Annotated in this window: 24 protein-coding genes; 12 read left to right on the forward strand and 12 right to left on the reverse strand. The window is 61.4% G+C overall.

The genetic code is table 11. From position 1 onward, the window contains the following. The first annotated feature begins 52 nt into the window (after positions 1 to 52). Both AC07UR_RS23350 and AC07UR_RS23355 read left to right on the forward strand, forming a co-directional pair. Positions 53 to 613 carry a CGNR zinc finger domain-containing protein gene (locus AC07UR_RS23350; RefSeq protein WP_209791188.1) on the forward strand — a complete coding sequence of 187 codons (561 nt, stop codon included), beginning with the start codon at positions 53 to 55 and terminating at the stop codon, positions 611 to 613. Next, positions 610 to 1,119, forward strand: a complete 510-nt coding sequence (locus AC07UR_RS23355; protein WP_209791187.1) for a hypothetical protein — start codon at positions 610 to 612, stop codon at positions 1,117 to 1,119. Before AC07UR_RS23350 ends, AC07UR_RS23355 begins: the two co-directional genes overlap by 4 nt. A gap of 74 nt (positions 1,120 to 1,193) precedes the next feature. Here AC07UR_RS23355 and ndk read toward each other — a convergent pair whose 3' ends face one another. Both ndk and AC07UR_RS23365 read right to left on the reverse strand, forming a co-directional pair. Further along, complete coding sequence (gene ndk / locus AC07UR_RS23360) at positions 1,194 to 1,616, reverse strand: nucleoside-diphosphate kinase (protein WP_025426476.1); 423 nt, start codon at positions 1,614 to 1,616, stop codon at positions 1,194 to 1,196. A 102-nt stretch (positions 1,617 to 1,718) separates the two neighbouring features. Then, positions 1,719 to 2,408 (reverse strand): glutathione S-transferase family protein, encoded by a 690-nt coding sequence (locus tag AC07UR_RS23365; RefSeq protein WP_209791186.1) that lies wholly within the window; start codon positions 2,406 to 2,408, stop codon positions 1,719 to 1,721. A gap of 140 nt (positions 2,409 to 2,548) precedes the next feature. On the opposite strand from AC07UR_RS23365, the gene AC07UR_RS23370 reads away from it, so the two are divergent. After that, positions 2,549 to 3,061, forward strand: a complete 513-nt coding sequence (locus AC07UR_RS23370; RefSeq protein ID WP_209791185.1) for a DinB family protein — start codon at positions 2,549 to 2,551, stop codon at positions 3,059 to 3,061. Here the strand turns inward: AC07UR_RS23370 and AC07UR_RS23375 are convergent. Beyond that, positions 3,002 to 5,656 carry an AMP-binding protein gene (locus tag AC07UR_RS23375; protein WP_209791184.1) on the reverse strand — a complete coding sequence of 885 codons (2,655 nt, stop codon included), beginning with the start codon at positions 5,654 to 5,656 and terminating at the stop codon, positions 3,002 to 3,004. The two genes, AC07UR_RS23370 and AC07UR_RS23375, sit on opposite strands and share 60 nt — an antisense overlap. A 249-nt stretch (positions 5,657 to 5,905) precedes the next feature. On the opposite strand from AC07UR_RS23375, the gene AC07UR_RS23380 reads away from it, so the two are divergent. Beyond that, complete coding sequence (locus AC07UR_RS23380) at positions 5,906 to 6,991, forward strand: GGDEF domain-containing protein (protein WP_209791183.1); 1,086 nt, start codon at positions 5,906 to 5,908, stop codon at positions 6,989 to 6,991. 84 nt (positions 6,992 to 7,075) lie between these two features. On the opposite strand, the gene AC07UR_RS23385 is transcribed toward AC07UR_RS23380, so the two are convergent. The 3 genes from AC07UR_RS23385 to AC07UR_RS23395 all read right to left on the reverse strand — a co-directional run bounded on the left by AC07UR_RS23385 (position 7,076) and on the right by AC07UR_RS23395 (position 8,270). Beyond that, entirely contained in the window at positions 7,076 to 7,546 is a 471-nt protein-coding gene (locus AC07UR_RS23385) for a MarR family winged helix-turn-helix transcriptional regulator (RefSeq protein ID WP_173419579.1), read from the reverse strand. 88 nt (positions 7,547 to 7,634) lie between these two features. Next, complete coding sequence (locus AC07UR_RS23390) at positions 7,635 to 7,913, reverse strand: hypothetical protein (protein WP_173419578.1); 279 nt, start codon at positions 7,911 to 7,913, stop codon at positions 7,635 to 7,637. 69 nt (positions 7,914 to 7,982) lie between these two features. Next, the gene (locus tag AC07UR_RS23395) at positions 7,983 to 8,270 is read right to left on the reverse strand and encodes a hypothetical protein (protein ID WP_173419577.1); all 288 of its coding nucleotides are present in this window, start codon (positions 8,268 to 8,270) and stop codon (positions 7,983 to 7,985) included. Positions 8,271 to 8,595: 325 nt separating this feature from the next. Here AC07UR_RS23395 and AC07UR_RS23400 point away from each other — a divergent pair, with 325 nt between their 5' ends. Beyond that, complete coding sequence (locus tag AC07UR_RS23400; protein ID WP_173419576.1) at positions 8,596 to 10,485, forward strand: ABC-F family ATP-binding cassette domain-containing protein; 1,890 nt, start codon at positions 8,596 to 8,598, stop codon at positions 10,483 to 10,485. Positions 10,486 to 10,527: 42 nt separating this feature from the next. Here AC07UR_RS23400 and AC07UR_RS23405 read toward each other — a convergent pair whose 3' ends face one another. Continuing rightward, positions 10,528 to 11,370 carry a GNAT family N-acetyltransferase gene (locus tag AC07UR_RS23405; RefSeq protein WP_209791182.1) on the reverse strand — a complete coding sequence of 281 codons (843 nt, stop codon included), beginning with the start codon at positions 11,368 to 11,370 and terminating at the stop codon, positions 10,528 to 10,530. A gap of 226 nt (positions 11,371 to 11,596) precedes the next feature. On the opposite strand from AC07UR_RS23405, the gene AC07UR_RS23410 reads away from it, so the two are divergent. Continuing rightward, positions 11,597 to 12,523 carry a Gfo/Idh/MocA family protein gene (locus tag AC07UR_RS23410; protein ID WP_209791181.1) on the forward strand — a complete coding sequence of 309 codons (927 nt, stop codon included), beginning with the start codon at positions 11,597 to 11,599 and terminating at the stop codon, positions 12,521 to 12,523. 181 nt (positions 12,524 to 12,704) lie between these two features. On the opposite strand, the gene AC07UR_RS23415 is transcribed toward AC07UR_RS23410, so the two are convergent. Further along, positions 12,705 to 13,154, reverse strand: a complete 450-nt coding sequence (locus AC07UR_RS23415) for a DNA polymerase III subunit chi (protein ID WP_173419573.1) — start codon at positions 13,152 to 13,154, stop codon at positions 12,705 to 12,707. A gap of 41 nt (positions 13,155 to 13,195) precedes the next feature. Continuing rightward, the gene (locus AC07UR_RS23420; protein WP_209791180.1) at positions 13,196 to 14,686 is read right to left on the reverse strand and encodes a leucyl aminopeptidase; all 1,491 of its coding nucleotides are present in this window, start codon (positions 14,684 to 14,686) and stop codon (positions 13,196 to 13,198) included. 325 nt (positions 14,687 to 15,011) lie between these two features. Between AC07UR_RS23420 and lptF the strand changes: the two genes are divergently transcribed. The 6 genes from lptF to rsmA all read left to right on the forward strand — a co-directional run bounded on the left by lptF (position 15,012) and on the right by rsmA (position 22,608). Further along, positions 15,012 to 16,181 carry an LPS export ABC transporter permease LptF gene (gene lptF / locus AC07UR_RS23425; protein ID WP_173419571.1) on the forward strand — a complete coding sequence of 390 codons (1,170 nt, stop codon included), beginning with the start codon at positions 15,012 to 15,014 and terminating at the stop codon, positions 16,179 to 16,181. Next, complete coding sequence (gene lptG, locus AC07UR_RS23430; protein WP_173419570.1) at positions 16,178 to 17,260, forward strand: LPS export ABC transporter permease LptG; 1,083 nt, start codon at positions 16,178 to 16,180, stop codon at positions 17,258 to 17,260. Before lptF ends, lptG begins: the two co-directional genes overlap by 4 nt. Further along, positions 17,260 to 19,611, forward strand: a complete 2,352-nt coding sequence (locus AC07UR_RS23435) for an LPS-assembly protein LptD (RefSeq protein WP_209791179.1) — start codon at positions 17,260 to 17,262, stop codon at positions 19,609 to 19,611. The genes lptG and AC07UR_RS23435 overlap by 1 nt, the downstream gene beginning before the upstream one ends. Before the next feature lie 184 nt (positions 19,612 to 19,795). Continuing rightward, positions 19,796 to 20,737, forward strand: a complete 942-nt coding sequence (locus tag AC07UR_RS23440; protein WP_209791178.1) for a SurA N-terminal domain-containing protein — start codon at positions 19,796 to 19,798, stop codon at positions 20,735 to 20,737. 15 nt (positions 20,738 to 20,752) lie between these two features. Beyond that, on the forward strand, positions 20,753 to 21,781 hold the full coding sequence (pdxA, locus tag AC07UR_RS23445) for a 4-hydroxythreonine-4-phosphate dehydrogenase PdxA (RefSeq protein ID WP_209791177.1): 1,029 nt from the start codon (positions 20,753 to 20,755) through the stop codon (positions 21,779 to 21,781). Further along, entirely contained in the window at positions 21,781 to 22,608 is an 828-nt protein-coding gene (rsmA, locus tag AC07UR_RS23450) for a 16S rRNA (adenine(1518)-N(6)/adenine(1519)-N(6))-dimethyltransferase RsmA (protein WP_209791176.1), read from the forward strand. Before pdxA ends, rsmA begins: the two co-directional genes overlap by 1 nt. A gap of 225 nt (positions 22,609 to 22,833) precedes the next feature. On the opposite strand, the gene gmk is transcribed toward rsmA, so the two are convergent. The 3 genes from gmk to mltG all read right to left on the reverse strand — a co-directional run bounded on the left by gmk (position 22,834) and on the right by mltG (position 25,676). Then, entirely contained in the window at positions 22,834 to 23,493 is a 660-nt protein-coding gene (gene gmk, locus AC07UR_RS23455) for a guanylate kinase (protein WP_112810031.1), read from the reverse strand. 3 nt (positions 23,494 to 23,496) lie between these two features. Beyond that, entirely contained in the window at positions 23,497 to 24,384 is an 888-nt protein-coding gene (locus tag AC07UR_RS23460; protein ID WP_209791292.1) for a YicC/YloC family endoribonuclease, read from the reverse strand. 104 nt (positions 24,385 to 24,488) lie between these two features. Next, on the reverse strand, positions 24,489 to 25,676 hold the full coding sequence (gene mltG / locus AC07UR_RS23465; protein WP_209791175.1) for an endolytic transglycosylase MltG: 1,188 nt from the start codon (positions 25,674 to 25,676) through the stop codon (positions 24,489 to 24,491). Positions 25,677 to 25,689: the final 13 nt, after the last annotated feature.

Consider the following 25,689-nt stretch of genomic DNA (forward strand, 5'->3'; position numbering starts at 1 on the left):
CGTGACAATATCAATATAACTGGTAAAATCCGTTTTGCTAGTTAGGAATCATATGACCTTTACTTGGACCGCGCACCGATTTGCCGGCGGCACACTGGCGCTGGATGTCGCCAACTCCGTGATTTTACGCTTCGATCCCGAAAGGCGCATCGATCGCTTTGCCGACGTCGCGGCGCTCGACGCCTTCGCCGTTGCCGCCAACCAATTCTGCGCCGAAAGTCCGCGCTTCGGCACACTGCTGCCTGTTTCCGAACGGAACCGCGGCAGGCTCCTGACGTTGCGCGAGGCCACGGATCGGCATTTTCGCGCAACTGTGACGGCGGGACACCGGCCAGAGCTGATGGCCGACCTGCTGGAAGCAATCGCCTCGGTTCTGCGCGGTGCCGGCAACAGAGAACAGGCCCTTGCGCTCGATACGGCAACGGCCCATTCCGCCCTCAGCCTTGCCGCCAGTCCCGAGCCCGAGCGAATGAAGATCTGCCCCAATTGCGGCTGGCTGTTTCTAGACCGGAGCCGCAACCGCAGCCGCACCTGGTGCGACATGGCGGTCTGCGGCAATCGCAGCAAGGCCAGGCGCCACTATCACCGCAGCAAGGAGGAGGCTGGGAAATGACGAGGACGATCGCATTACTTGCCGCGATGACGGCGACACTGCTGATGGCAGGCTGTCAGCGTGAGACCGGACCCGATCCGTTGAAGCTGACGGGCAAGATGTTCGTCTTCAACTACCGGCTTGCCTACGCCACCTACATGATCACGCTGAGCAAGCTCGAACCGGTGCCGGAGGGAAGCATCGTCGTTGCGACCTTCGAGAACCCGGCTGGCGGCGAACCTTTGACCCTGACGCGCAAGCTGTTTGCGAAGCTGGAAAAGGTGGTGCTGGAAAGCCCCGATATCACCTGCGTGAAGAAGGAAAGGCCCTATGCCGTGACGATCGAAGTCAAGGGCCCGGCTGGACAGGCGCTGCAGACGATCGAGACGACTGTCACTTCCGATATCGATCAAGACATGATGCCGGCGAAGGCGCTGGTCGAGGGGCCCGCCTATGACAAGAACCCGGCGGTCTTCAGGGATGGCAAGGCGCCGGAGCATTTTGAGACGGCCAAGTGCCCGACATGAAAAAACCGGAGCGTTTCCGCTCCGGTTCAATCTAATCAATTCAAGCCGTTACGGCCGGAAATGCAGATCTTGATTCAGCCGACGATTTCGGTGCCGGAGAACCAGTATGCGATTTCTTCAGCAGCCGTTGCCGGAGCGTCCGAACCGTGAACCGAGTTTTCGCCGATCGAAAGAGCGTGAACCTTGCGGATCGTGCCTTCGTCAGCGTTTGCCGGGTTGGTGGCGCCCATGATTTCGCGGTTCTTGGCGATGGCGTTTTCGCCTTCGAGAACCTGAACGATGGTCGGGCCGGAGGACATGGACTCGACGAGTTCGCCGAAGAACGGACGCTCCTTGTGAACAGCGTAGAAGCCTTCGGCTTCGCGGCGGCTCATCCAGACGCGCTTGGAAGCAACGACGCGCAGGCCGGCGTCTTCGAGCATCTTGGTGATGGCGCCGGTCAGGTTTCGCTTCGTTGCGTCCGGCTTGATCATCGAAAAGGTACGTTCAATCGCCATTGGCTCAATCCCTTGTTTTCTTGAGAAGTGGCGGTTCATTAGCCGCCAATCCCGCGCAAAACAAGGGGGTTCGCTCACGATTCGCAGGCAGCGCTGCGGGTTTCACGCCGCTGTCACAGAGCGTCCGATGCCATCGTGCAGGTCGAGGCAACGCTCGAACCAGGAGGTTACCGAATCGCCCGGCGAAAGCAGTTGTTGCGGTGAGACGATGCGCGCCCACTGCAGGGCACCGAAGACGATGTAGTCGGCAAAGAGCGGACGCTCGCCACCGAGATAGGGCTGAAACTTCAGCATATGGCGCAACGGCTCAAGCTTTTCGGCGAAGGTCGCAAGGGCAGCACCCCCAGTTTCAGCCACGGCCTCAAGCGATGCGCCGAAACGTGCCTCGCGGCTTTCCCGGAAATAGGCCCGATCGACCGGGTCGAGGCTGTCGTGGATATCCGTGATGACGATGCGGGCGATCACCGGATGTAGTGTCGTCTGCGACCAGCCCTCGACGTAGCGAGCCATGGCCACGCCGCCAGGGCCGCCGAACAGCGACGGTCGATCCGGATAGTTCTCCTCAAGATAGACGGCAATCGCGAAACTGTCCTGCACCAGTTGGTCGCCGTCGCGCAGGAGCGGCACGAGCCTGGTCGCGCCCTCCTCCACCTTCGGGATCTCGGTAAATCCGACCGGCACGACATCGAAATCGAGCCCCTTGTGCGCAAGCGAAAGCTTGGTCTTCCAGACATGTGGCGAGAAGGGGCGTGCCCTGTCGGTACCGCAAAGCGAATAAAGCTTCCTGCTCACGTGATCTCCCGGCGAGAATGAATTGGCTTGTTCCATTGGATGCCAGACGGGCCGTACGATCAAATCATTAAATTTCATGGGTGGCATTCGCCACAGGAATGCGGATCTGCGTTAGCCTTGCCACTGAAAAGGAGAAACAGATGCTCGATCATTTTCGCATGTTCGCCGACTACAACAACTGGGCCAACCGCCGGCTCTACGCGGCAGCGGCAGAACTGCCCGACAGCGAACTGCGGCAGAGCACGGGTGCCTTCTTCGGTTCGGTCCTTGCGACGCTCAATCATATCCTTGCCGCCGATCGGATCTGGATGAAGCGCTTCACCGGCGAGGGTGACGCGCCGACAGTGCTGGATGCGATGCTCCATGACGATCTCGCCGGCCTTACCGGTGCACGCGAACGGGAAGATGCACGGATGATCACTTGGCTCGACGGGCTCGATGAGGCGCGGCTCGCGGCCAAGTTCACCTACACGCCGCTCAGCAACCCGGTCAGCATCACGCAGACGCTCGGACCTACGCTGGCCCATGTCTTCAACCACCAGACCCATCATCGCGGCCAGGTGCATGCGACACTGACAGCGCTCGGCCGCCCGTCAGTTGTGCTGGATCTCGCGTTCTTTCTGCGGGCCGAAGGCGAGAAGTGGGCGGGATAAAGCGGCGCGCAGGGCGACCGGCCGCAGTCGGTCAAGCGACAGGCTCCCGCTCGCAGCTGTCTTGAGCAGCCGGCCTTGCAGCAGCCATGCGGCAAGGCCAAGTGCGATACCGCCGGCGATCGACACCGTGGAGAACAGCACCGTCGGAAGCTGTCCCTGCAACGGCGCCAGCAACAGTTCCGGCACGAAACGATGCAGGATGTAGATATGGAAACCGGCAGCCGATAGCGGCAGCACGAGCTGCGCGGTCCAGCGCGGCACGCTCACGCGGGGCGCATAGACCAGCACGACGAGCACGGCGATCAACAGCAGGTATTTGATCTTCGTGCCGATCCAGACACCCTCGTAAAGACCGAAGAACAGGAAGGCACCCGTTCCCGCCGATACCAGCAGCAGCCGCTGCAGATGCGTTTCGGCGATCGCCGCGCACCAGCCGATCACCGCGAGATAGAATATCCATGGCAGGGTGAAAATCTGCCGGTTGCCGATTGGCCACAACAGCGGCAACGCCAGCCGGGCGGCCAGCGCCACCCCGAGCAAAAGCATGCCCGTCGCAAAGGCTCGCCGAACCGCAATCCGCCGGAAGCGCGGCATCGCAAACAGCGCAACGATGACCAGCATCATCTGGCAATAGGCTTCGATGAACCAGTAGAGGTAAGGCACCATCCCACGTGTCTCCGGATCGGCAAATCCGAAATTGCCGACGAGAAAAACGGAGGCCCAGGGGACCTTGCCCCAAACGGCAGCGTAGGCGGCAACGATGAGATAATACGGCACAAGGATCTGCGCGAGCGGCCGCAGAATGGCAAGGCCGTCGCCCGCCAGAAGTGGCCCCATCTGGAATCGAGCAAGGCTGAAGCCGGCAAGGATGACCATGGCAGCCGACCCGCCCGGCAACGGCCACAGGGTCTCGTGATGAACAACGACGAGCAAGATCGCCAAGGCACGTATGATAAGATCCATTCCAATCCGCGTGGTGGTCGTCTCTCGCCTTTCCAGCGCGGCGAGCGTCGCAATCGGCATGGCCTCCCACATTTCCGGCGCTTGACCGAGCGCTTTCTCGAGACCGATCGAGAGCTGCACGAAACGCAGCGAATCTCCGCCAAGCGAGAGGAAACTGTCCTCCGGCTTCACCCTTGCAGGATAGAACACCTGTCGGAAAAGGCTCTCAATGCCTTGGCGATCGCCGTCGCCTGCCGCGACCGCCTGCTTTGCTGCAAGGTTCAATGCGGTGTAGTCGACCTTGCCCGACGGCAATCTCGGGATGTCCGGCACATGCGTGGCCCTGATATGGGCAAGTGTCAGGCCGCTCGCAGCCACGAGCAAGCGTCGCATGTCCTCCGGTTTGGCATCTCCCTCGAAAAAGGCATGCAATCCGTCGTCATCGCCGACGATCGCCGCGACGATGCCCCGCCGCTCCAGCGCCTGCTCGACGGCATCGTGGCCGATCCGCAGGCCGGCAATCTTGGACATGCGTTTCATGCGCCCGACGATACGGAAGAGACCATCTGTCTCGCGGACAGCCAGGTCGCCCGTACGCAGTTCCGCGAGGTCGGCACCGCGGGCCAGATCCTGGCGCGACGAGGCATAGCCCATCATCACATTCGGGCCGCGATAGACGAGTTCGCCGGAGACACCTGCACCGGCAATCGGTCGCCCCTGCTCATCCTCGATCGACAGGTTGCCTCCTGGAATGGCAATGCCGATCCGGTCTTCGTTGCCCGCAAGCCGAGACGGCGGCACGTAGGCGATGCGGGCCGTCGCTTCGGTCTGACCGTACATGACGAACAAGTTGGCGCCCTGGGCGCGAAGATGCTCGTCGTAGGCACGGACGCGCTCGGGCGCCAGCCGTCCGCCGGCAACCGTCATGAAACGCAACTGCGGGAACGCACGATCGCGAAACCCGACCTTTTCCAGGAGTTCATAGGAATAGGGCACGCCGGAAAGATTGGTGCAGCCGCTCGCCGCAAGACCGTCGAGGAACCCCCGGTCAAGGATGGAGCCGTTGGGAACGTAGAGGCTGGCGCCGACGCTCAGATGGGCATTCAGCACGGAAAGGCCGTAGGAGTAATGCAGCGGCAGGATCAGACAGGCGCGGTCGTCGGCGCCAAGATCGAGATATTCGGCGATCGAGCGGGCATTGGCTGCAATATTGGCGATGGAAAGTCGCACCGCCTTGCAGCCACCTGTACTGCCCGAGGTCGACAGCAGGACGCTAAGGTTCGGATGAAGGGGCTCGTCGCTGCCGCAAAGATGTTCCGTTCGCCAGCGGCCGTCGATGCGGCGATAGGCGCAATCCGGCTCAAGCATGTCTGTCCAGGCTGGGTCGCCGGCACTGCGCGGTGCCTGCATGGCAACCACATGTCCGGCTCTCAGCGCCGCCAGATAGGCTATGATCGCGTGTTCGGAAAGCTCGGGCTCAAGCGTTACGAGCCCGCGGCTGCGCGGAAACAACGCGGCCTGACGGTCGACCCTCTCATGCAGTTCGCGGTAGCTCACGAGCCGCTGGCCGGGAAGAACCAGAGCGGCGCGTTCGCCCCATGTCGCCAGATCCGCAATGAACGAAGGGGGCATTGTCGAACCGCCACTCTGCATTCGAGCCTCCTGCCCGATTTAGCAAGGCGGCATATAATTGCTGACTGGCTCCGTCAACTATAAACATGAACTAAAATAGCAAGTTTCGACGGCCCTGCTCCGTTCGGTTGCGTCAACCTTGCCCTCGGTGAGATTCCGGCAACCATACCGCGCGGATTCGACCACCGCCGCGCTGCCTTCAGACTCCCTTAAATGCGGCCAGCCCATAGTGTCTGCAGATCCGACAAAGGCATCGAGGACGACCACGGAATGACCAGGCAAGCCGCCGCGAACACCAGCCGATCTCAGACGAAGAGCACCGCCATCATTCTGAAGGTGGCGCAGTCCATGTCTCAGCTCAGCATCGCGGCGCTGCCCCGCAATTATGAGCTTGTCTATGAAGCCTTGTCCGGCCGGTTGCCGCAGCTTTCGCGCGACCTTGCAGCGCTCGGCGCCACACCGAAGCAGGACGCCCTTGATGAACTTGGGCTCAAGCATCACCTCATAGCCCATGGAGCGCTTGCTGCCGATCGAGCGAGGGCAACGGCTCAAGAAGAACTCAACGACCTTGCGCTGCAGCTGAGGCACAGCCTTGCGCAACGACATGCCTTCAGAAGCCAGCTTGACCGCTTCAAGATCCGCCTTACCTCAGATCCGGTTGCGGGCCTTACGGAGTTTGCCGATGACGCAGCAAGACTGCGAGATGCGGCCGGCTTGCTGATGAATGAGGAACAGGCGTTTCTGACAGCCGTGCAGTCAAGTGCCGAGCGCTTTGCAGCGCTGGAAGGCGCGTTCGCCGAAAGCCGCAAGCCGTTGAACCGAGACCCCGTCACCGGCCTGCCCAATCGCCTGGCCCTGTCGGCACGCTTGAAAACACTGCTTGAATCGGAAGGTGAAACAGAGCCGGTTGCCCTGATCGTCGCGTCCGTCGAGGGGTTGCGCGGTCTTGCCGAGCAGCACGGCGCCGCCACCGCGGAAAAGGCGCTCGGCAAGCTTTCGACACTGTTTCGCAAGTCGATCAAGAAGAGCGACTTCGTTGCGCGCGTCGGCGGCCAGGAGTTTGCGTTCCTCTGCAGCGATGTCACAGAGGAGAATGCTCAAGCGATTGCGCAACGCATCCGACAATCAGTGGAGGCGTTGCGCGTCGCCCTGCCCGGCCGCGCCTTCACGGCCGAAACGCTTGCGCTCGCGGCCGGGATCGCTGTGGCCCAGCCGATGGCGACGCCGTCCGATTTCATGCAGCAGGCAGAATTGGCACTTTCGGCCGCGCGCGCGGGTTCTCGCTCGGGCGTTCTCGTCTATTCGACGGAGCTGGGCGGCAGGCGGGACAAGATCTATTCGCCGCACGCCGCCTGAGGCACATCACAATCTCGAGAATGCGCCTGCGGCGCTTCACGCGGTCGGTTTTGCGTGACATGCCTTGGCCGCATGCTCCTTTGCCTATGCGGCCTCTGCCTGCCGCTCATGGTCGATCATCCGGCTCGCGCCGATTTCGCAAGCCTTGTCACCAAGCAGACCGAGCAGACGATAGAGATCCGTGCGCTCCGCATCATTGAGCGTCGAGAAAAGCTCCTCGATCACCTGCCGACGGGGCTGAAGCGCCGCTTCCAGGCCGGCCCGACCGAGATCGGTAATCGAAATGATCTTCGCCCGCCGATCCTCGGGGTCCGGTTCGCGGACAACCATACCGTCCCGCTCCAGTCCATCGATCGCCTCGGTCACCGTTCGCGGGGCAAAACTGAGCGCCGAAGCGATGTCGGCACAGCGGCAAGGGCCGAGTTCACTGAGGTAAAACAGGAACTTGCTGCGCGCGAGCGAGACGCCTTCTTCACTCATCGACGCATTCACCAGGCGATGGACGCGGTGATAGAGTTCAAAGAGCCTTTCTGCGACTTGAATTTTTTCTGTCATGGCAAATCACCTCGTTGGCAACGCCAAAACGAGATAACCCGGCCCCGCTTGGCGGGACCGGGTTATCTGGTCGTCCGTTGGGCGTTTGTTATTGGCTGTCTTGGCTGACTTTGCCGAATGCCTTTGCGTGGCCGTTGGCAATCGCACCGGTCGCGGCGGCATCAACCGACTTGTTCTCGATGCCGGCATAATAATCACCGCTTTCGGCCGTGCTTGCTGACACGCCTGCACCGGCAGAAGCGGCAGCGCGACCGGTAAACAGCGGCGCCGGGCTGACGCCTTCATAGTAGCTGCCGCCTGCAAAGGCCGCGGAAGCGCCGGCGAGCGTCGCTGCTGCAACGAGAAGCGTTGCGATGGACTTGGTCATAGGTCTATTCCTTGATGGGGATGGAGTGTCATGGGGCTGAAAGCCCCATGACCGGCGACGGAATGCGCCTTAACGGGAGATACCCTGGTAGTATTCGCCTTCGCCGCCCTGCGCGACCCGCGGCTTGGCGTCGTAGTTGTAGACCGAGCCGGTGGCCGTGCGGTCGATATAGCCGGCTTCCGAACCGCGGATGTTCAAGGTGGAGCTACCGACGGCCTTGGGCGCGCGTTCGGTAAACAGCGGAGTCGGGCTGATGCCTTCGTAGTAGCTGCCGCCGGCAAAGGCAGCGGAGGCGCCACCGATGACGGCAGTTGCAACGAGGGCTGCGGCGAGTGCGGTGTGAACAGTGGTTTTCATCGTCTTTGCTCCTGGGAGGCTCGTTCGATTGAACGAGGGGTTTGTCAAAACTACGTTTGGCCGGATCGGTCTTTGCTGGAACGCGGTGGCCTTGCCGATGGCGTTCAGTCGATCGAGGCGGTCGGAAGAGCCTTTCGCTGCCCTTCGATTAAACAGATGGTCCCTCACGATGAGGATGTGTAGTATCGATTGTCGGAACGCGTTGTTCATGAATTGATAACAATGGCCCCTTGAAAACTGCGAACCCCACCTCAAGACGCAGGCTCGAAACGGCAGCCGCCGCACAGCTCTTGCCTTCCGCCCTGACTCCGGGCAAAAGGCCGCAATGATCCAGATTTCCGGCCTTTCCGCCCGCATCGCGGGCCGTCTCCTCATCGAAAACGCATCCGTGACGCTGCCTGCAGGCACGAAGGCCGGGCTTGTGGGGCGAAACGGCGCCGGCAAATCGACGCTCTTCCGCATCATTACCGGCGAGTTCGCGTCGGAGGCCGGCACGATTGCGCTGCCGAAGAACGCGCGGATCGGCCAGGTGGCTCAGGAAGCGCCGGGCACCGAGGAGCCGCTGATCGAGATCGTGCTCAAGGCGGACAAGGAACGCACGGCGCTGGTCACCGAAGCGGAGACCGCGACCGATCCACACCGCATCGCCGAAATCCAGACACGGCTTGCCGACATCGGCGCTCACTCCGCCGAAGCGCGGGCCGCCAGCATTCTCGCCGGCCTCGGCTTCGACCACGAAGCACAGCTGCGTCCCGCCTCCTCCTTCTCCGGCGGGTGGCGAATGCGGGTGGCCCTTGCAGGCGTGCTCTTTTCCGAGCCGGACCTCTTGCTGCTCGACGAGCCGACCAACTATCTCGACCTTGAAGGCACGCTCTGGCTCGAGGATTACATTCGTCGCTATCCGCACACGGTCATCATCATCAGCCATGACCGCGACCTGTTGAATACGGCCGTCAACGCCATCGTGCATCTCGACCAGAAGAAGCTCACCTACTATCGCGGCCCCTACGACCAGTTCGAGCGGCAGAAGGCGGAAGCTGACGAGCTGCAGATGAAGGCGAAGGCCAAGAACGACGCGGCGCGAAAGCACCTTCAAAGCTTCATCGACCGCTTCAAGGCCAAGGCCACCAAGGCCCGTCAGGCACAGAGCCGTGTCAAGGCGCTGGAGCGCATGGGCACGATCGCCGCCGTGATCGAGGATCACGTCCAGGGCTTCTCCTTCCCCGACCCGGAAAAGGAAGCGGCTTCCCCGATCATCGCCGTCACCGGCGGCACCGTCGGATACGAGCCGGGCAAGCCGATCCTCAAGCGCCTGAACCTCAGGATCGACACCGACGACCGCATCGCCCTGCTCGGGTCGAACGGCAACGGCAAGTCAACCTTCGCCAAGTTCATTTCCGGACGGCTTGCGCCCGAATCCGGCGAACTGAAGATCGCCCCGAACCTCAAGGTCGGTTTCTTTGCACAGCACCAGCTGGACGATCTGATCCCGACCCAGAGCGCCGTCGAACATGTGCGCCGCCGCATGCCGGAAGCGCCAGAAGCGAAGGTGCGTGCCCGCGTCGCGCAGATGGGCCTGGCGACCGAGAAAATGGAGACACCCGCCAAGGACCTGTCGGGCGGCGAAAAGGCGCGCCTGCTGATGGGCCTTGCCGCGTTCGACGCGCCGAACCTCCTGATCCTCGACGAGCCGACCAACCATCTGGATATCGATAGCCGCAATGCGCTGATCACGGCGCTCAACGACTATTCCGGTGCGGTGATCCTGATCTCGCACGACCGCCACCTGATCGAGGCGACCGCCGACCGGCTGTGGCTTGTGCGGGACGGGACGGTGACGAGCTACGACGGCGACCTCGAAGATTATCGAAGCCTGATCGTCGGGGGGCCGAAGGCGAAGGAAGACAAGTCCAAGTCAGTCGGTGCGGACGATTCGCTGTCGAAGGCGGACCAGCGCAAGGCCAATGCGGACAAGCGCGCCTCGCTCGCCCCGTTGAGGAAAAAGATCAACGAAATCGAATCGCTGACGGGAAAGCTGGAGAAAGTGATTCAAGCGCTCGACGCCGAACTCGCCAATCCTGCGCTCTATGAAAAGACGCCGGCAAAAGCCGCACAGAAGGCCAAGGAACGCTCCGACGCGGTCGAAAAACTTGCGCATGCAGAGGAACAGTGGCTTGAGCTCTCGTCCGAGTACGAAGAAGCGATGGCCAATTGATCCAACGCTTTCGAGCTGGCTCTTGCGCCCTGTGATCGCCGGTCAGCCGAGTTCGAAGGTGGTGATGCCGTAGATCCGGGCAAGGGGCAGATCGGGCGCAATGCCTCGATACATCCGCGCCGTTTCGAAAACCGGCTTCATGTTGTAGCGCTCGCAGAGCGCCCGCGCCGAGGCGTTCGGCTCGGGAATGTCGAGATAGACCTCCTCGCCTTTCACCGTCGCGGCCAGCTTTCGAAACACCAGGTCGGCCACCGTCTCGCTTTCGGAAAAGAGCGGGCCTATCTTGTAGCCTTGGCGGCAGGATCGCAGCGTGCCATAGCCGGAAACAGCACCGTCCCGAAACAGCACGATGCTTCGACGCGTCCGGCCAGGTCTCAGCCATTCGGTGAGAAAGGCGTCGCGCCGGGCAGGCATGAAGCGGCGGTCGTAGTCGATCAGCATCGGCGTGTGGACCGGCGCGACCTCGATCAGCTCGGTGCCTGGAGGTTCGACCACGTCGACGATGCCGCCGTATCGGATGTTTGCGTGGGCGAGAACGAAGCCGGACCGGCGATAATTTTCCTGCTCGGCAACAACGCCGTCGAGACCGACGATGCGCTGCCCGGCCGCCGTCAGCGCCTGCTGCCACATCTGACCGCCGATGCCCTGCCGGCGAAACTCCGGGGCCGTTATGTAGAAACCGAGAAAGGCATAGGTCTCGTCATAGCGCACCAATGAGATGGAGGCTGCCAGCCTGTCCTCGCGCTCCGCCACCCAGAACCCTTCCGGATCCGCCGCCCAGAACGCCGCCGCATCATCGAGCCCCGGGTTCCAGCCCTCGCGAGCCGCCCAATCGATGATGGCATCGAGCTCGTCGCGGCTGGCGTGGCGGATGTGCTGGTGCATGGTCTCTCCTCGTTCTGCCTGTTACCACTCGTGTCACGTTTGCTGACCATATTGATTGGCATCATGGATTGTAGAAGCTAGGGCACGGGAGGCCAGAGAGAATGGGGCCACTGCCGTTTGTTTTCGGCTCGGCGAACGGGACCAGCTTTTCTCGGCAGCGCTTGCCCGCGCCGCGCAATCTGCTACAAGAACCGGCAATAAATCATACTAATATGAGCGAAACACCATGCCTCCAATTCAAATCGCGCTTGTCGGCGTCGGCAAGATCGTTCGTGACCAGCATTTGCCTGCCATCGCCAAGAACGGCGACTATCGGCTGATTGCCGCGGCGAGCCGCCACGGCACCGTCGACGGCGTCGATAACTTCAAGTCAATCGAGGCAATGCTGGAGGCCGTTCCCGCAATCGATGCGGTGTCGCTCTGCATGCCGCCCCAATACCGATACGAGGCGGCGCGCACTGCCCTTGAAGCGGGCAAGCACGTCTTCCTCGAAAAGCCGCCGGGCGCCACCTTGAGTGAAGTGGCAGACCTCGAATCGCTCGCTGCTTCCAAGGGCCTTTCACTGTTTGCGAGCTGGCATTCGCGCTATGCGCCTGCCGTCGAGGCGGCAAAGTCGTTTCTCGCGGCAACGACAATCCGCGATGTGAAGATCGTCTGGAAAGAGGATGTCCGGCAGTGGCACCCGAACCAGGAATGGATCTGGGCAGCGGGCGGCCTCGGCATTTTCGATCCTGGTATCAATGCGCTCTCGATCGTCACGCATATCCTGCCGCGACCATTGTTCATTACCGCGGCCGCGCTGGAGTTCCCGGAAAACCGCGATGCCCCGATCGCTGCCACGATCGCCTTCACCGATGCGGACAAGCTGGCGGTTTCGGCAGAGTTCGACTGGCGCCAGACCGGCAAGCAGAGCTGGGATATCGTAGCGCAGACCGACGCTGGCGAAATGGTGCTGTCGGAAGGCGGCGCGAAACTCTCAATCGACGGCAAGATCGCGCACGAGGAGCCGGAACAGGAATATCCGATGCTCTACAAGCGTTTCGCCGAAATCATCAGGGCCAAGACATCGGACGTCGATCTCGCGCCACTGCGCCACGTCGCCGATGCGTTCATGCTTGGCCGACGCAAGTTCGTCGAAGCCTTCCACGACTAGAGCGTTTCCAGTTTAGACAGAGTCGCAGAAACGCTCTAGCACCTTGTTTTTACGCATTTCCTGACGGAAAACCGCTTCGCACTTTTCCTGGAAATGCTCTAGTCGCCGAGACGACGGCAAAAGAGAAAGCCCGCGGCTTCCCGCGGGCTTTTTCATGGTCAAGCATTCTTGGGTGTGTCGATCAGGCCTTCTTTTCCCATCGGCCATCACGGTTCTGCTGCCAATAGGTGAGGCTGTGGCCCTCACCTTTCAGCCGTTTCCAGTGCCCGCGGGCGGCTTCGAGCTGTTGCTGGTCGTAGCCGTCGAACATGAAGACGATTCGCTCATAGCTCTCGACCGGTGGCGGATTGGCGCCATCGACAAGGAAACGAACTGTTGCGGCGTTCTGGTTGCCTTCGTCGGCGACGAGGAGAACCGGCTGCTCGGCAGCAAGGTCCCCGGCGTCTGTCCCGTGCGGCAGGAAGCTTTCGTCCCGGTAGACCCAGAGATGTGTGTCGAGCGCATCGCGCCTCTCGGCATCGACCGTCTGCACCACCACTCTCCAGCCGCGCTCGACGCTCTTGTCGAGCAACGGCGGAAGTGCATCCTCGAGCTTCGATTCCGTCAGATGATAGAAAAGGATCTCGGTCATGCCGATCTCTCCACGGCCTTCGTCATCGCCTGCGATGCCGGTCAGGACTCGTAGCTCGCGCGGACCAACTCATCGAGCAGACGAACGCCGAAACCGGAGGCCCACGACTGATTGACTTCGTCAGTCGGCGACCCCATCGCGGTGCCGGCGACATCCAGGTGGGCCCAGGGCGTGTCCCCGACGAAGCGCTTCAGGAACTGCGCCGCGGTAATCGCACCGCCATAACGTCCGCCGGTGTTTTTCATGTCGGCAAACTTGCTGTCGATCATCTTGTCGTATTCCTTGCCAAGCGGCATGCGCCAGAGGCGCTCCTGCGTGGCAACGCCGGCGGCCAGCAATTGGCCGGCCAGGCGGTCGTCATTGGAAAACAGGCCGGCGTGATGGGTGGCAAGCGCGACCATGATCGCGCCGGTCAGCGTTGCGAGGTCGATCATCGCCTGCGGCTTGAAGCGGTCGTTGCAATACCAGAGCGCATCGCACAACACGAGACGTCCCTCGGCATCGGTATTGATGACCTCGATCGTCTGACCGGACATCGACGTCACGATATCACCCGGACGCTGCGCGCTGCCGTCGGGCATGTTTTCCACAAGGCCGATGATGCCGACGACATTGACCTTGGCGTGACGCGCCGCAAGCACGTGCATCAGGCCGGTGACGGCAGCGGCACCGCCCATGTCGCCCTTCATCTCTTCCATGCCGGCAGCCGGCTTGATCGAGATGCCGCCGCTGTCGAACACCACGCCCTTGCCGATGAAGGCAACCGGGCGCTCCTTGGACTTGCCGCCCTTCCACTGCATCACGACCAGTCGCGGCGGGCGCGTCGAGCCCTGGGCAACGCCGAGAAGCGCGCCCATTCCCAGCTTCTTCATTTCCTTTTCGGTGAGGATCTCCACCTCGACGCCGAGCTTCTCCAGCTCCTTCGCCTTGGCGGCGAACTCCAGCGGACCGAGGACGTTTGCCGGCTCGTTGACCAGGTCGCGGGCAAGGAACACGCCCTCGCCGACCGCCTGCGCCGTCGCAAAAGCTTTCTTCGCCGCAATCACCGCGCCGGTCACGATGGTGACCTTCACCGGCTTGCCCGCGGACTTGGCCTCATCATCGGCCTTTTTCGTCTTGTAGCCGTCGAAGTTGTAGGCGTTCATTTCCATACCGAGCGCGAAGTCGGCCGCCGCCTTGCCGCTGACTTCGAGATCGGGAACGTCGATGAAGATCGTAGCCTTTTCGGCCCCACGCAACTTCGCCGCTGCGGCACCACCTGCCTTCAGCCAATCGTGATCGGTCAATACATCGGGGTTACCGAGGCCGAGCACGATGATCCGGTCTGCGGGCGAGCCATGCGGCGCGAGAATATCGAGGGTGGAGAATGCCTTGCCGCTGAACTTCTTGATCTTCGCCGCCTTGGCCAGAACCCCTTCCGGATCGGCGACATCGGCGCCCGCTGCCTGTCCAACGGTCGCTTTCAACAGAATTGCAACACCACCCGCCGGGCGATGAGACTTGGCGAAGGTGAACTCAAATTTCATAGACATTACAAAACTCCGGGCATTTCTTGGTCTTACGCGCTCGCCCCTGTTACCGGGCGGTTACAGTGGCAAACATTCGCTGCGTCTGCCGCCGTCAAAGCTGTGGTCGGCACCCTTCTCGCTTTTCAACGGCTTGGCAAGATGCCCTCAGATGTTTACATGCGGTTAACCGAGGTTCTTCGCCTTAAATTATCCCAGTTGCTTTACACTTTGAGCAATGCCGGAGATGAGACGAAAGCTCGGTTCCCGCTGATGGCGGCAGCAGAAACAGGCGTTTCGATGCAGCGATGCGGGACGGAAACATGAGCAGGAATTTGGACCGGAAACGGACATGAAGCTGATTGAACGCTACATTTTCCGGCGTGCCCTGACCATGTTCCTCGCGACACTTTTGCCGTTGCTCGGCATCGTGTGGACGACGCAGGCCCTGACCAACGTCAATCTGGTCACCGATAGCGGCCAGTCGGTCTTTGCGTTCCTCAAACTCGCGACGCTCATCCTGCCCTCGGTCGTACCGATCATTCTGCCGTTCGCGCTGGTCATCGGCGTGACCCAGACGTTGACGACGATGAACACCGATTCTGAACTGACGGTGCTGAATGCTGCCGGAAGCTCGCGCATGACGATCATCCGTCCGATCATCCTTCTCGCTGCCGGCCTGAGCGTCCTCTCCTTCGTGGTCGACAATTTTGTTGAGCCCTATTCGCGCGTCGCCGTGCGCAAAATGCTGGCAACGGCCAATGCGGACCTGCTTTCCTCGGTCGTCCAGGAGAATGCCTTCCGCAAGATTACCGACGGGCTTTATGTGCAGGTTGGCGGCCGACGCGGCGGTGGCGTGCTCGAAGGGATCTTCGTCGCCGATTCCCGCAACCCGGCTTTCGAGCTCGTCTATTATGCGCGCGAAGGTGCCGTGGACGAGAAGAGCTCGGCGCTGGTCATGAAGGACGGCGAAGTTCAGCGAAAGCTGCCCGACGGCGGCGTGTCGATCATCAAGTTCGATTCCTACGCCTTCGATCTCGCCGACATGACGAAGACGACGCGCGAAGCGACGATCCGTGCCAAGGATCGCGACCTTCCCAATCTTTTCAACCCGGACCCCAACGATCCCGTCTATCAGGGTAACCCGCTTGCCTTCACCGCCGAGCTGCACCGCCGCTTGACGGAATGGACGTTCCCGCTGCTGTTCGGCCTGATCGCGCTTGTCTTCTGCAGCGATGCCCGCTCGCACCGCGAGGCGCGAGTCCACCCGATGGTCAGCGCCCTCGGCTCCGCCTTGGTCATTCGCTGGATGACCTTCTATGCGGGCAACAGCGCCGAAGATTCGGTCTGGTTCGTTCCGCTGATGTATGTCGTTCCACTTGCCACCGGCGCGCTTGCCATTCACCAGCTCGCCAGCAACCGTCGGCTCGACATTCCCATGACCTGGCAGGAAAAGCTGTCCGAGTTGATGGTGCGCCTTCGCCTCGTGCGCCCGGCCCCTGACGGGAGCAACGCATCGTGATCTTCACCACCCTCGGTCGCTACTTCCTCACCCGTTACGTCGTCACAACCTTCTGGTTTCTGGTCGGTATCTTTTCGCTGGTCTTCATCATCGACTTCAGCGAACAGGCGAGCCGCCTGTCCAACCTTCCGCATTATTCGATAACGGCCGCGTTGCTGATCAGTGCCTTCCGGATCCCAACCATTCTGCAGCAGACCGTTCCCTTCGTCGCGCTTTTCTCTGCGATGGCCGCCCTGATCTCGCTCAACAGGCGTTACGAACTCGTGGTCACCCGGGCTGCGGGCATTTCGGTGTGGCAGTTCCTGCGTCCGTTTGTCCTTGGCGCCTTCCTGTTCGGCGTGCTCGCCGTGCTCGCACTCAACCCGCTGGCAGCCTGGGGTGCCAAGAAGGAAGAGGCCATGCTTGCCGCCCTTGGTTCGTCGCGGACCTCGGATGCCGGCTCGATCCCGTGGCTCAGACAGATCTACCAGGGCACCGATACAATCATTGGCGCCCGCTCGGTTCAGGACGGCGGCACGACGCTTGTCAACGTCACCGTCATCCACTTCGATCCACAGGGTTCGATCATTCTGAGACAGGATGCCGCCTCGGCGAAACTCGAAGATGGTTACTGGCTTCTTAACGACGTCGCGGAAACACGCAGCGGACAGCTGCCTCGTCGTCTGCAAACGGCACAACTGCGCACCAATTTGAAGCCGGAGTTTGTTCAGGAAAGGCTTGCAAAGGCTGATTCCATTCAGTTTTTCGACCTCCCTCGAAAGATCGAAGTGGCTCGCTCATTCGGCTTTTCGACCAACGGCATGGAAACCCAATTCCACTCCCTTTTGTCCTTGCCGCTGCTACTTGTCGCCATGACGCTGATTGCCGCGTGCGTGTCGCTGAAATTTAGCCGGTTCAACCAATCCCGCTCGGTAATTCTCGGTGGAATCCTATCGGGCTTCGTGCTTTATGTCGTCACCGTGCTTGTCAAAGCATTCGGGAGCAGCGGTATAGTGCCTCCTTTCGTTGCAGCCTGGTTGCCAGTTGTTGTAGCGATGGCGCTGGGCTCGACGATTCTTTTAAACCAGGAGGATGGCTAGTGGCGGCAGGCAACCGCAAACGTACAAAGCTGATCAACGCTGCCCTGTTCGCAGGCGTGGCGCTGCAGACACTTGCCATGGGAATGAGTGCGCCCGCGCTCGCGCAGCAGACTTCGGAGCGCCTTGATTCGCTGCGCCCGAACATGCCGGAAGATGCCAAGCTGCTTCTGTCCGCCAATGAGCTTGTCTACAACAAGGACGCCGAGAAGGTGATTGTGCGCGGCAACGTGCAGATCGACTACGGCGGTTACAAGATGGTGGCCCGGCAGGTCGAATACGACCAGAAGGCGGGACGCATTCATGCCACCGGTGAAATCCAGCTGATCGAGCCGGGCGGCAATGTCGTCTACGCCGAAAAGATGGACGTGACCGACGACTTCGGCGACGGTTTCGTCGATGCCATGCGCATCGAGACGACGGATCTGACGCGGCTTGCCGCGACCAGCGGCGAGCGCCGGAACGGCGAAGAATTCATCCTCAACGAGGCCGTCTACACGGCCTGCACGCCGTGCACGACGAAGCCCGATCACCGTTCGCTGTGGCATATCAAGGCGCAACGCATTGTCCAGAATGGACGCACGCGCACGATCAAGCTGGAAAACGCCCGCTTCGAGCTCTTTGGTAAGCCGATCGCCTACATTCCGGTGATGGAGATTCCCGACCACACGGTAAAGCGCAAGAGCGGCTTCCTGTTTCCGAAGTTCCGCTACACGCAGAAGCTCGGCGCCGGCGTCGGCATTCCCTACTACTGGGCGATCTCGCCCCACATGGACGCGACGGCAACATTGACGGGTCTCAGCCGGCAGGGCTTCCTGCTGGAAGGTGAGTTCCGCCAGAGATTCCACAACGGCCTTCACACCTTGAGCGTTGCCGGCATCAACCAGCTCGACAGGAGCCGGTTTACGCCCGGCACGGTCGATGCGCTCGAAACCAATCGCGGCATGATCGCCTCCAAGGGCGAATTCGAGATCAATCCGCGCTGGACGTTCGGCTGGAATGTCCTCGTCCAGTCCGACAACAACTTCGCCAAGACCTATGAACTGTCGACGTTCGACGGAACGACCTATGTCAACCAGGCCTACCTGACCGGCCTTGGCAAGCGGAACTATTTCGACCTGCGCGCCTTCTATTTCGACATTCAGGACGCGGACGCAAGCAGCGTTGCTGAAAACCAGCAGCCGGCAGCACAGGTTCTGGACTATTCCTACAAGGCGCCTCAGCCGGTTCTGGGCGGCGAACTTTCGGCAACGGTGAACCTCACCAACATAAAGCGCAACCGGCTCGACCTCGATTCCATTCCAGGCGTGGTCAATCGGTACCGTGGCCTCGAAGGAACGACGCATCGCCTGACTGCGGAACTCGAATGGAAGCGGACCTACATCGCTCCGGGCGGCATCGTCCTGACGCCGTTGCTGGCCGCCCGCGGTGACGCGCTCGGCCTGAACATGACGGACCCGGGTGCCGGCTATACGGGGGACTTCAACAACAGCGATGCCGCCACGCGGCGCATGCTGACGGCAGGCCTCGAGGCGCGCTACCCGATCCTGTTCGTGGGCGACAATAGCAGCCACGTCCTCGAGCCGATCGCCCAGGTCTATGCCCGTCCCAACGAGCAATATGCCGGCGGCCTGCCCAACGAGGATGCGCAGAGCTTCGTCTTCGACGCGACGAACCTGTTCGATCGCGACAAGTTTTCGGGCTTCGATCGCATCGAAGGCGGCACCCGCGCCAATGTCGGTCTTCGCTATACCGGGACATTCGACAGCGGCTACGGCTTGCGCGGCATCGTCGGTCAATCCTACCATCTCGGCGGCCTGAACTCGTTCGCAACGGACGACCTGGTCAAGGCGGGGGCGAATTCAGGCCTCGAAAGCAACCGGTCCGACTACGTCGCCATGCTCGGTATCGATGCGCCGTCTGGCCTGATGGCAAACCTTTCCGGCCGTCTCGACGAAGAGGATTTGGCTCTGCGCCGCGCCGATGCCACCGTGGGCTATCTCGGTCTGACCTGGCAGGCAGCCATGACCTATACGCGCATTGAGGCGCAGCCGCTTTATGGCTCGCAAAGCAATCAGGACGAAATCCAGACCGCGGCAGCCTACCGGTTCCATGACTACTGGTCGGTCTTCGGCGCGATAACCTACGACATCAACAACGATGTCATTTCGCGCAACGGCTTCGGCATCACCTATGACGATCAGGACACGCTGTTCTCGCTCGTCTACAAGCAGGAACGCGATACCGACAGCACGATCGCAAACGACTGGTCGATCGGTGCCCGCATCAGCTTCCGTACACTCGGCGACGTCAATGTCGGCGACACCAAGTTCGAAGAGCTGGACTACTATTGATACGCTTTAGCCGGAGGGGCATTCGCCAAAGGATTGCCCCTCCGCCCGCTATCGGGCCGGCCAAACGGTCTTGTCATCGTTTGGCCGCATGTATTATGCATTCCCTCCGACAAGATAGAACAACGGCGTGAGCCGGGATGCGGATCGAAGCACCACGTTTCGACCGCGCCAAGGACAGGAAAAGATGATGGGCGGGAAAATGTCGATCTTGAGGACGCTTTCGGTAATGGCTTTGGCCGGCAGCCTGAGCATTGCCGTTTGCGCCAGCGCGCAGGCTGCGAGCCAGGTGAAGGTAACGGTCAACAACACCGTGATCACCTCCGGCGACATTGCCAAGCGCGTCGCCTTCCTTCGCCTGCAACGCCAGGGCGGCAGTGCAGAGGAAGCCAAGAAGCAACTCGTCGACGAAGTATTGAAGCGCGCAGAAATCGCACGGATCGGCCAGTCGGTCAGCACGCAGGACGTGGACGCGGCCTTTGCGCGCTTTGCGGCCGGCAACAAGCTCTCTCCCGAGCAGCTTGGCAAGATCCTCGACCAGGCCGGTGTTGGCTCCGACCACTTCAAGCAGTTCATCGCCGTGCAGATGAGCTGGCCGCGCGCCGTCAATTTCCGCTTCGGTAGTGGAAACCGCCTGCAGGGCGCCGATCTCGTCAAGCGGATGATGGAAGGCGGCGGCAACAAGCCGGTCACGACCGAATACTATTTCAAGCAGGTCATCTTCGTCATTCCGGAGAAGAAGCGCGGCGCCATCACCGGCAAGCGTCAAGCGGAAGCCAACGCAGCGCGTGCTCAGTTCCCGGGATGCGATACGGCAAAGGTTTTTGCGGCGAACTATCGCGACGTTTCCATTCGCGATCTCGGCCGCATGCTGGCCCAGCAATTGCCGGACGAATGGAAGCCACTTGTCGAGAAGGCCGGCGACGGCAACACGACGGGAACGCGCGTGACCGAAAAGGGCGTCGAGTTTCTCGCCATCTGCAAGAAGCGCCAGGTCAATGATGACACCGCAGCCGAAATCGTCTTCCGCGCCGAGGACCTCGGCAAGAAGAAGGCCGGCGGCGAAGATCCGAACAGCGAAAAATATATCGAGGAACTGCGCAAGAAGGCGCAGATCGTCAACAAGTAAGATCAGCGGGCAAAAATGCGCGATACGACCGGCGGGCCCCTCGCCCTGACCATGGGCGATCCTGCCGGGATCGGGTTGGACCTTAGCCTGACCGCGTGGCTTGGTCGCCGCGAACGCTCAACCCCGCCGTTCCTTTTCATCGGCGATCCTGCCGCTCTGGCCGCCAGAGCCGACTTGCTCGGCCATGCGGTCTCGATCCGCGAGACCGATTGTGCGAACGCAGTCTCCCATTTTGATGATGCCCTGCCCGTTCTGCCCGTGCGCTGCATGGCTCCCGTCATCGCTGGCGAGGCAGATTCTGCCAACGCGCCGGCAATAACGGGTACCATCGACACGGCGGTGCGGCTGGTCATGAATGGCGAAGCTTCGGCCGTGGTCACGAACCCCATTGCCAAGGCCGTGCTCTATCTCGCCGGCTTTCGCTTTCCGGGCCATACCGAGTACCTGGCGGATCTCGCAGAGAAGGCCACCGGCGAAACCCTGTTGCCGGTGATGATGCTGGCCGGCCCCAAGCTTCGGGCCGTGCCTGTCACGATCCACATCCCACTAAAAGACGTTCCGGCCCAGCTCACAGCTGATTTGATCTACCGGACCTGCACAATCACCGCCACCGACCTTCGCACGCGCTTCGGCATCCACAAGCCGAAGCTGGCGATCGCCGGGCTCAATCCGCATGCAGGTGAAGGCGGCGCCTTGGGCGCCGAGGACGATGCGATCATCCGTCCGGTCGTCGAGCGGTTGCGCGCGGAAGGCATCAACGCCACCGGGCCACTGCCCGCCGATACGATGTTTCACGACCGGGCGCGGGCGACCTACGACGTCGCGATCTGCATGTACCACGATCAGGCGCTGATCCCGGCCAAGGCACTTGGTTTCGACGACAGCGTCAACGTCACGCTTGGCCTTCCCTTCATCCGTACGTCGCCCGACCACGGTACTGCTTTCAGCCTCGCCGGCAAGGGTATCGCCCGTGACGACAGCCTGTTCGCGGCCCTGACACTCGCGGCAGAGCTTTCCAATAATACCGCAGGAGTTATCGTCTGATGGCCGCTCTCGACGGACTCCCGCCGCTACGGGACGTAATTCAGCGTCATGGCCTCGACGCCAAGAAGGCGCTTGGGCAGAACTTCCTGCTCGACCTCAATCTCACCCAGAAGATCGCCCGGACGGCCGGGGCGCTCGAGGATGTGACGGTCATCGAGGTCGGACCTGGGCCGGGAGGCCTGACGCGTGCGATCCTGGCGCTCGGCGCAAAGAAGGTGGTGGCGATCGAGCGGGATTCCCGCTGCCTGCCAGCACTTGCCGAAATCTCCGATCACTATCCGAACCGGCTTGATGTCATCGAAGGCGATGCGCTGAAGATCGATTTCGAGGCAATCAGCGGTGGCGGCCCCGTCAAGATCATTGCCAACCTGCCTTACAATGTCGGCACGCAGCTTCTCGTCAACTGGCTGCTGCCAAAGACTTGGCCTCCCTTCTGGCAATCGCTGACGCTGATGTTCCAGCGCGAGGTGGGCTTGCGGATCGTCGCTGATGCGGACGACGATCACTACGGTCGCCTGGGTGTCCTGTGTGGCTGGCGGACGAATTCCCGCATGGCCTTCGACGTGCCGCCCCAGGCTTTCACGCCACCGCCAAAGGTGACGTCTTCGGTGGTGCATCTGGAGCCGATTGCCAATCCTATCCCGTGCGCAGTGACCTCGCTCGAAAAGGTCACCCATGCCGCCTTCGGCCAACGTCGCAAGATGCTCCGCCAGAGCCTGAAGCCGCTTGGTGGCGAAGCGCTGCTGGCAAAAGCCGAGATTGATCCGCAGCGGCGCGCGGAAACGCTTTCCGTGGAAGAATTCTGCCGACTGGCGAACTGCCTTTAGCATCTTGCGGGCAAACGGCTCTTTAGGTTCTGGTTCAGCGCCGTGAGCGCTACCGGTGAAACAGATTCACCAAGACGCTCTATCGCTTTGTTTCCATGCGTTTCCTGACGGAAAGCCGTCATGATACTTTTCGCAGAAAAAGCTTCGCGTGCGTCATCGCGCGCACATGCTTGTCGGACAACCGTTGCCGGGTGAGCGGCCGGTATTGCCCGGCCGCTGTCGTGGTCAGAACGGGTTTTCCGTCAGAAGCCCGTTGACGAATTCGAACAGGCCCGGACGACGGTCCCGACGCAGGCGTTCCGCCTCGACGATCGCACGGACGGACGAAAAGGCACGGTCGAGATCGTCGTTGAGAACGATGTAGTCGTATTCGCGCCAATGTTCGATTTCAGCACGCGAATTGGCCAGGCGCGTGGCGATCACTTCCTCGCTGTCTTCGGCACGGCGATGCAGCCGCGATTGCAGCTCCGCCATTGATGGCGGCAGGATGAAGATCGAGACGACGTCGCCGGCCATCTTCTCCTGAAGCTGCTGGGCGCCTTGCCAGTCGATATCGAAGAGCATGTCGCGGCCGGCGGCCATCGCGGCCTCGACGGCGTCGCGCGGCGTGCCGTAGAAATTGCCGTGAACCTCAGCCCATTCCAACAGCGAGTCGGTCGCCCGAAGCGCTTCGAACTCGCGGATTGACTTGAAGTGATAGTGCCGGCCATCAATTTCGCTTGGACGACGCTGGCGCGTGGTCACGCTGACCGAGATGCTCATTTCGGGATCGGCTTCCAGCAGGTTGCGCGCGATCGTCGACTTTCCCGCACCCGAGGGTGAGGAAATGACCAGCATCAGCCCGCGGCGGGCGATCTTGATGGGCGAAGGTGTCGCCGGTTTCATGCGTTACTCCAGATTCTGAACCTGTTCGCGGAACTGATCGATCACAACTTTCAACTCGATGCCTGCGGCAGAGACCGCAGCCGCATTCGACTTGGAACAGATCGTATTCGATTCCCGGTTAAATTCCTGTGCCAGGAAATCAAGCTTGCGGCCGACCGGCCCGCCTTTCGACAAGAGGTCGCGGGCGGCGACAACATGAGAGCCAAGCCTGTCCAGCTCCTCTCTCAGATCGGCCTTGGTGGCGAGCAGTGCCACTTCGGCATACAGCCTGTCGCGATCGAGCGAAGAGCCGTTGCCCACCACCAGCGCCACCTGCTGCGCCAGCTTTTCGGCAATTGCCGCCGGGCTGCGCGAAGGATCGGTTTCGACCGTTGCCGTCAGCGTCTCGATGGTCTCGACCTGCCCCAGCAGGATCTGACAGAGCGCACCGCCCTCTTCCTCGCGCATATCGCGCAGATCGTTCAGAGCGAGCTTGAGTCCGGTCATGATATCGTCGTCGAGGGCGGCACGTTGCGCTTCGCTCTCCTCGGGTTCGCGGAAGTCGACGATGCCCCGAATTGCCAGCAGCGTGTCGAACTTCAGCGGCGCGGGGTCGACGAGGTCGCCGAGTTGCTCACGCAGGCCCAGGACCGCTGTCAGTGCCGCCTGGTTCACCACCGCCTCAACAACGTTCTCCGCTCCGCTGACGGACAGACTGACCTGCAGATTGCCTCGGGAAAAGAACTCCGCAGCAAGCCGGCGTACGCCCGGCTCGAACCGCTCAAGCCCTTGCGGCAAGCGTAGTCTGACATCAAGGCCCTTGCCGTTGACGGAGCGCAATTCCCAAGCCCAGCGATGGCGACCGCTGCTGCCTTCTCTCCGGGCGAAGCCGGTCATCGATTGGAGCGGCATCCTCACCTCCGTTGCATTTTCTGGAGAAGCAATAAGGCGACGGCGCGGTATCCCGCAAGGGATATCCGCGCCGTGGTAAGTCCGTCCACAATGCAAGGCTGTTGTTACTGAGGCTGCGCCGCAGTTGCTGCGTCCTCGGCGGCCTTTGCCGCTTCAGCTGCCTTTTCGGCTTCTACCTTGCGCCAGCGGCGAACATTGGCGTTGTGTTCATCCAATGTGACGGCAAAAACGTGGCCGCCCGTGCCGTCGGCAACGAAGTAGAGCTCCGGTGTGCGGGAAGGATTGGCAACGGCTTCAAGTGCTGCGCGACCTGGATTGGCGATCGGCGTCGGCGGCAGACCCTTGATGATGTAGGTGTTGTAGGGCGTATTCTTGTCGAGATCCGACTTCAGGATCGGCCGGTCCGCCGGTTTCCCGTCGCCGCCGAAAATGCCGTAGATGATGGTCGGGTCGGACTGCAGGCGCATGCCCTTGTCCAGCCGGTTGATGAAGACGGAGGCAACGCGTGGACGTTCGTCGGCACGCCCGGTTTCCTTTTCCACAATCGAAGCAAGCGTGACGAACTCCTCGACGGTCGAGACCGGAAGGTTCGGATCGCGCTTCTCCCAGATCTGGTCGACCAATGCCTTCTGGGCGGCCGCCATCTGCTGCACGATTTCCACACGCTTGGTGCCGCGGGTAAATTTATAGGTGTCCGGCTTCAACGAACCCTCGACAGGCAGTTCCTTTGGCAGATCGCCGACAAGAACCTCGTCACCGGACAACCGGCTGAACATCTGCTTGACGGTCAGTCCTTCGGGCAGCGACACGGAGTAGAGAATGGACTTGCCGGATTTCAGCAGTTGCATGATCTCCTGCATCGAGGACCCGGCCTTGATCTCGTATTCGCCTGCTTTGAGCGTGTCGTTGTCGAGGTAAGCCTCAGAGACGAACCTGAAGACGCGGCCATCGGTGATGATGTTGCCACGCTCGAGACCGCTGGCGATCTCGCTGATACCGGCGCCGCTTCTGACGATGAAGTTCTTGTTGGCTTCGAGCGGGCCTGCCTTCTCGTATTGGTGCATGGCGTAGTAGACCGCGCCGGCCGCGGCGAGTGCGGCGAAAACGATAACGGTCATGACGAAATTCAGGAAGATGACAACCTGGCTGCGCGCCTTGCGCGAACGCTTCGGCGGCTGCGGTGCCTTCTCGGGCCGCAAGGCTTCGCTGGCCGATTTCGGAATGATCGGCCCGTTGTTCCCGGTGTCACTGCGGCCGAATTGCGCCGCGCCGTTCTCGTTTGAGTCGCTCACGATTGTCCCGAAC

The organism is Ensifer sp. GW821-FHT05G01 (genome assembly GCF_059419585.1).

Excerpts from the sequence above, each read along its gene's own strand:
- AC07UR_RS23350 (WP_209791188.1), top strand. The coding sequence starts at position 53 with ATGACCTTTACTTGGACCGCGCACCGATTTGCCGGCGGCACACTGGCG.
- AC07UR_RS23355 (WP_209791187.1), top strand. The coding sequence starts at position 610 with ATGACGAGGACGATCGCATTACTTGCCGCGATGACGGCGACACTGCTG.
- ndk (WP_025426476.1), bottom strand. The coding sequence starts at position 1,616 with ATGGCGATTGAACGTACCTTTTCGATGATCAAGCCGGACGCAACGAAG.
- AC07UR_RS23370 (WP_209791185.1), top strand. The coding sequence starts at position 2,549 with ATGCTCGATCATTTTCGCATGTTCGCCGACTACAACAACTGGGCCAAC.
- AC07UR_RS23375 (WP_209791184.1), bottom strand. The coding sequence starts at position 5,656 with ATGCAGAGTGGCGGTTCGACAATGCCCCCTTCGTTCATTGCGGATCTG.
- AC07UR_RS23380 (WP_209791183.1), top strand. The coding sequence starts at position 5,906 with ATGACCAGGCAAGCCGCCGCGAACACCAGCCGATCTCAGACGAAGAGC.
- AC07UR_RS23385 (WP_173419579.1), bottom strand. The coding sequence starts at position 7,546 with ATGACAGAAAAAATTCAAGTCGCAGAAAGGCTCTTTGAACTCTATCAC.
- AC07UR_RS23390 (WP_173419578.1), bottom strand. The coding sequence starts at position 7,913 with ATGACCAAGTCCATCGCAACGCTTCTCGTTGCAGCAGCGACGCTCGCC.
- AC07UR_RS23395 (WP_173419577.1), bottom strand. The coding sequence starts at position 8,270 with ATGAAAACCACTGTTCACACCGCACTCGCCGCAGCCCTCGTTGCAACT.
- AC07UR_RS23400 (WP_173419576.1), top strand. The coding sequence starts at position 8,596 with ATGATCCAGATTTCCGGCCTTTCCGCCCGCATCGCGGGCCGTCTCCTC.
- AC07UR_RS23405 (WP_209791182.1), bottom strand. The coding sequence starts at position 11,370 with ATGCACCAGCACATCCGCCACGCCAGCCGCGACGAGCTCGATGCCATC.
- AC07UR_RS23410 (WP_209791181.1), top strand. The coding sequence starts at position 11,597 with ATGCCTCCAATTCAAATCGCGCTTGTCGGCGTCGGCAAGATCGTTCGT.
- AC07UR_RS23415 (WP_173419573.1), bottom strand. The coding sequence starts at position 13,154 with ATGACCGAGATCCTTTTCTATCATCTGACGGAATCGAAGCTCGAGGAT.
- AC07UR_RS23420 (WP_209791180.1), bottom strand. The coding sequence starts at position 14,686 with ATGTCTATGAAATTTGAGTTCACCTTCGCCAAGTCTCATCGCCCGGCG.
- lptF (WP_173419571.1), top strand. The coding sequence starts at position 15,012 with ATGAAGCTGATTGAACGCTACATTTTCCGGCGTGCCCTGACCATGTTC.
- AC07UR_RS23440 (WP_209791178.1), top strand. The coding sequence starts at position 19,796 with ATGATGGGCGGGAAAATGTCGATCTTGAGGACGCTTTCGGTAATGGCT.
- pdxA (WP_209791177.1), top strand. The coding sequence starts at position 20,753 with ATGCGCGATACGACCGGCGGGCCCCTCGCCCTGACCATGGGCGATCCT.
- rsmA (WP_209791176.1), top strand. The coding sequence starts at position 21,781 with ATGGCCGCTCTCGACGGACTCCCGCCGCTACGGGACGTAATTCAGCGT.
- gmk (WP_112810031.1), bottom strand. The coding sequence starts at position 23,493 with ATGAAACCGGCGACACCTTCGCCCATCAAGATCGCCCGCCGCGGGCTG.
- AC07UR_RS23460 (WP_209791292.1), bottom strand. The coding sequence starts at position 24,384 with ATGCCGCTCCAATCGATGACCGGCTTCGCCCGGAGAGAAGGCAGCAGC.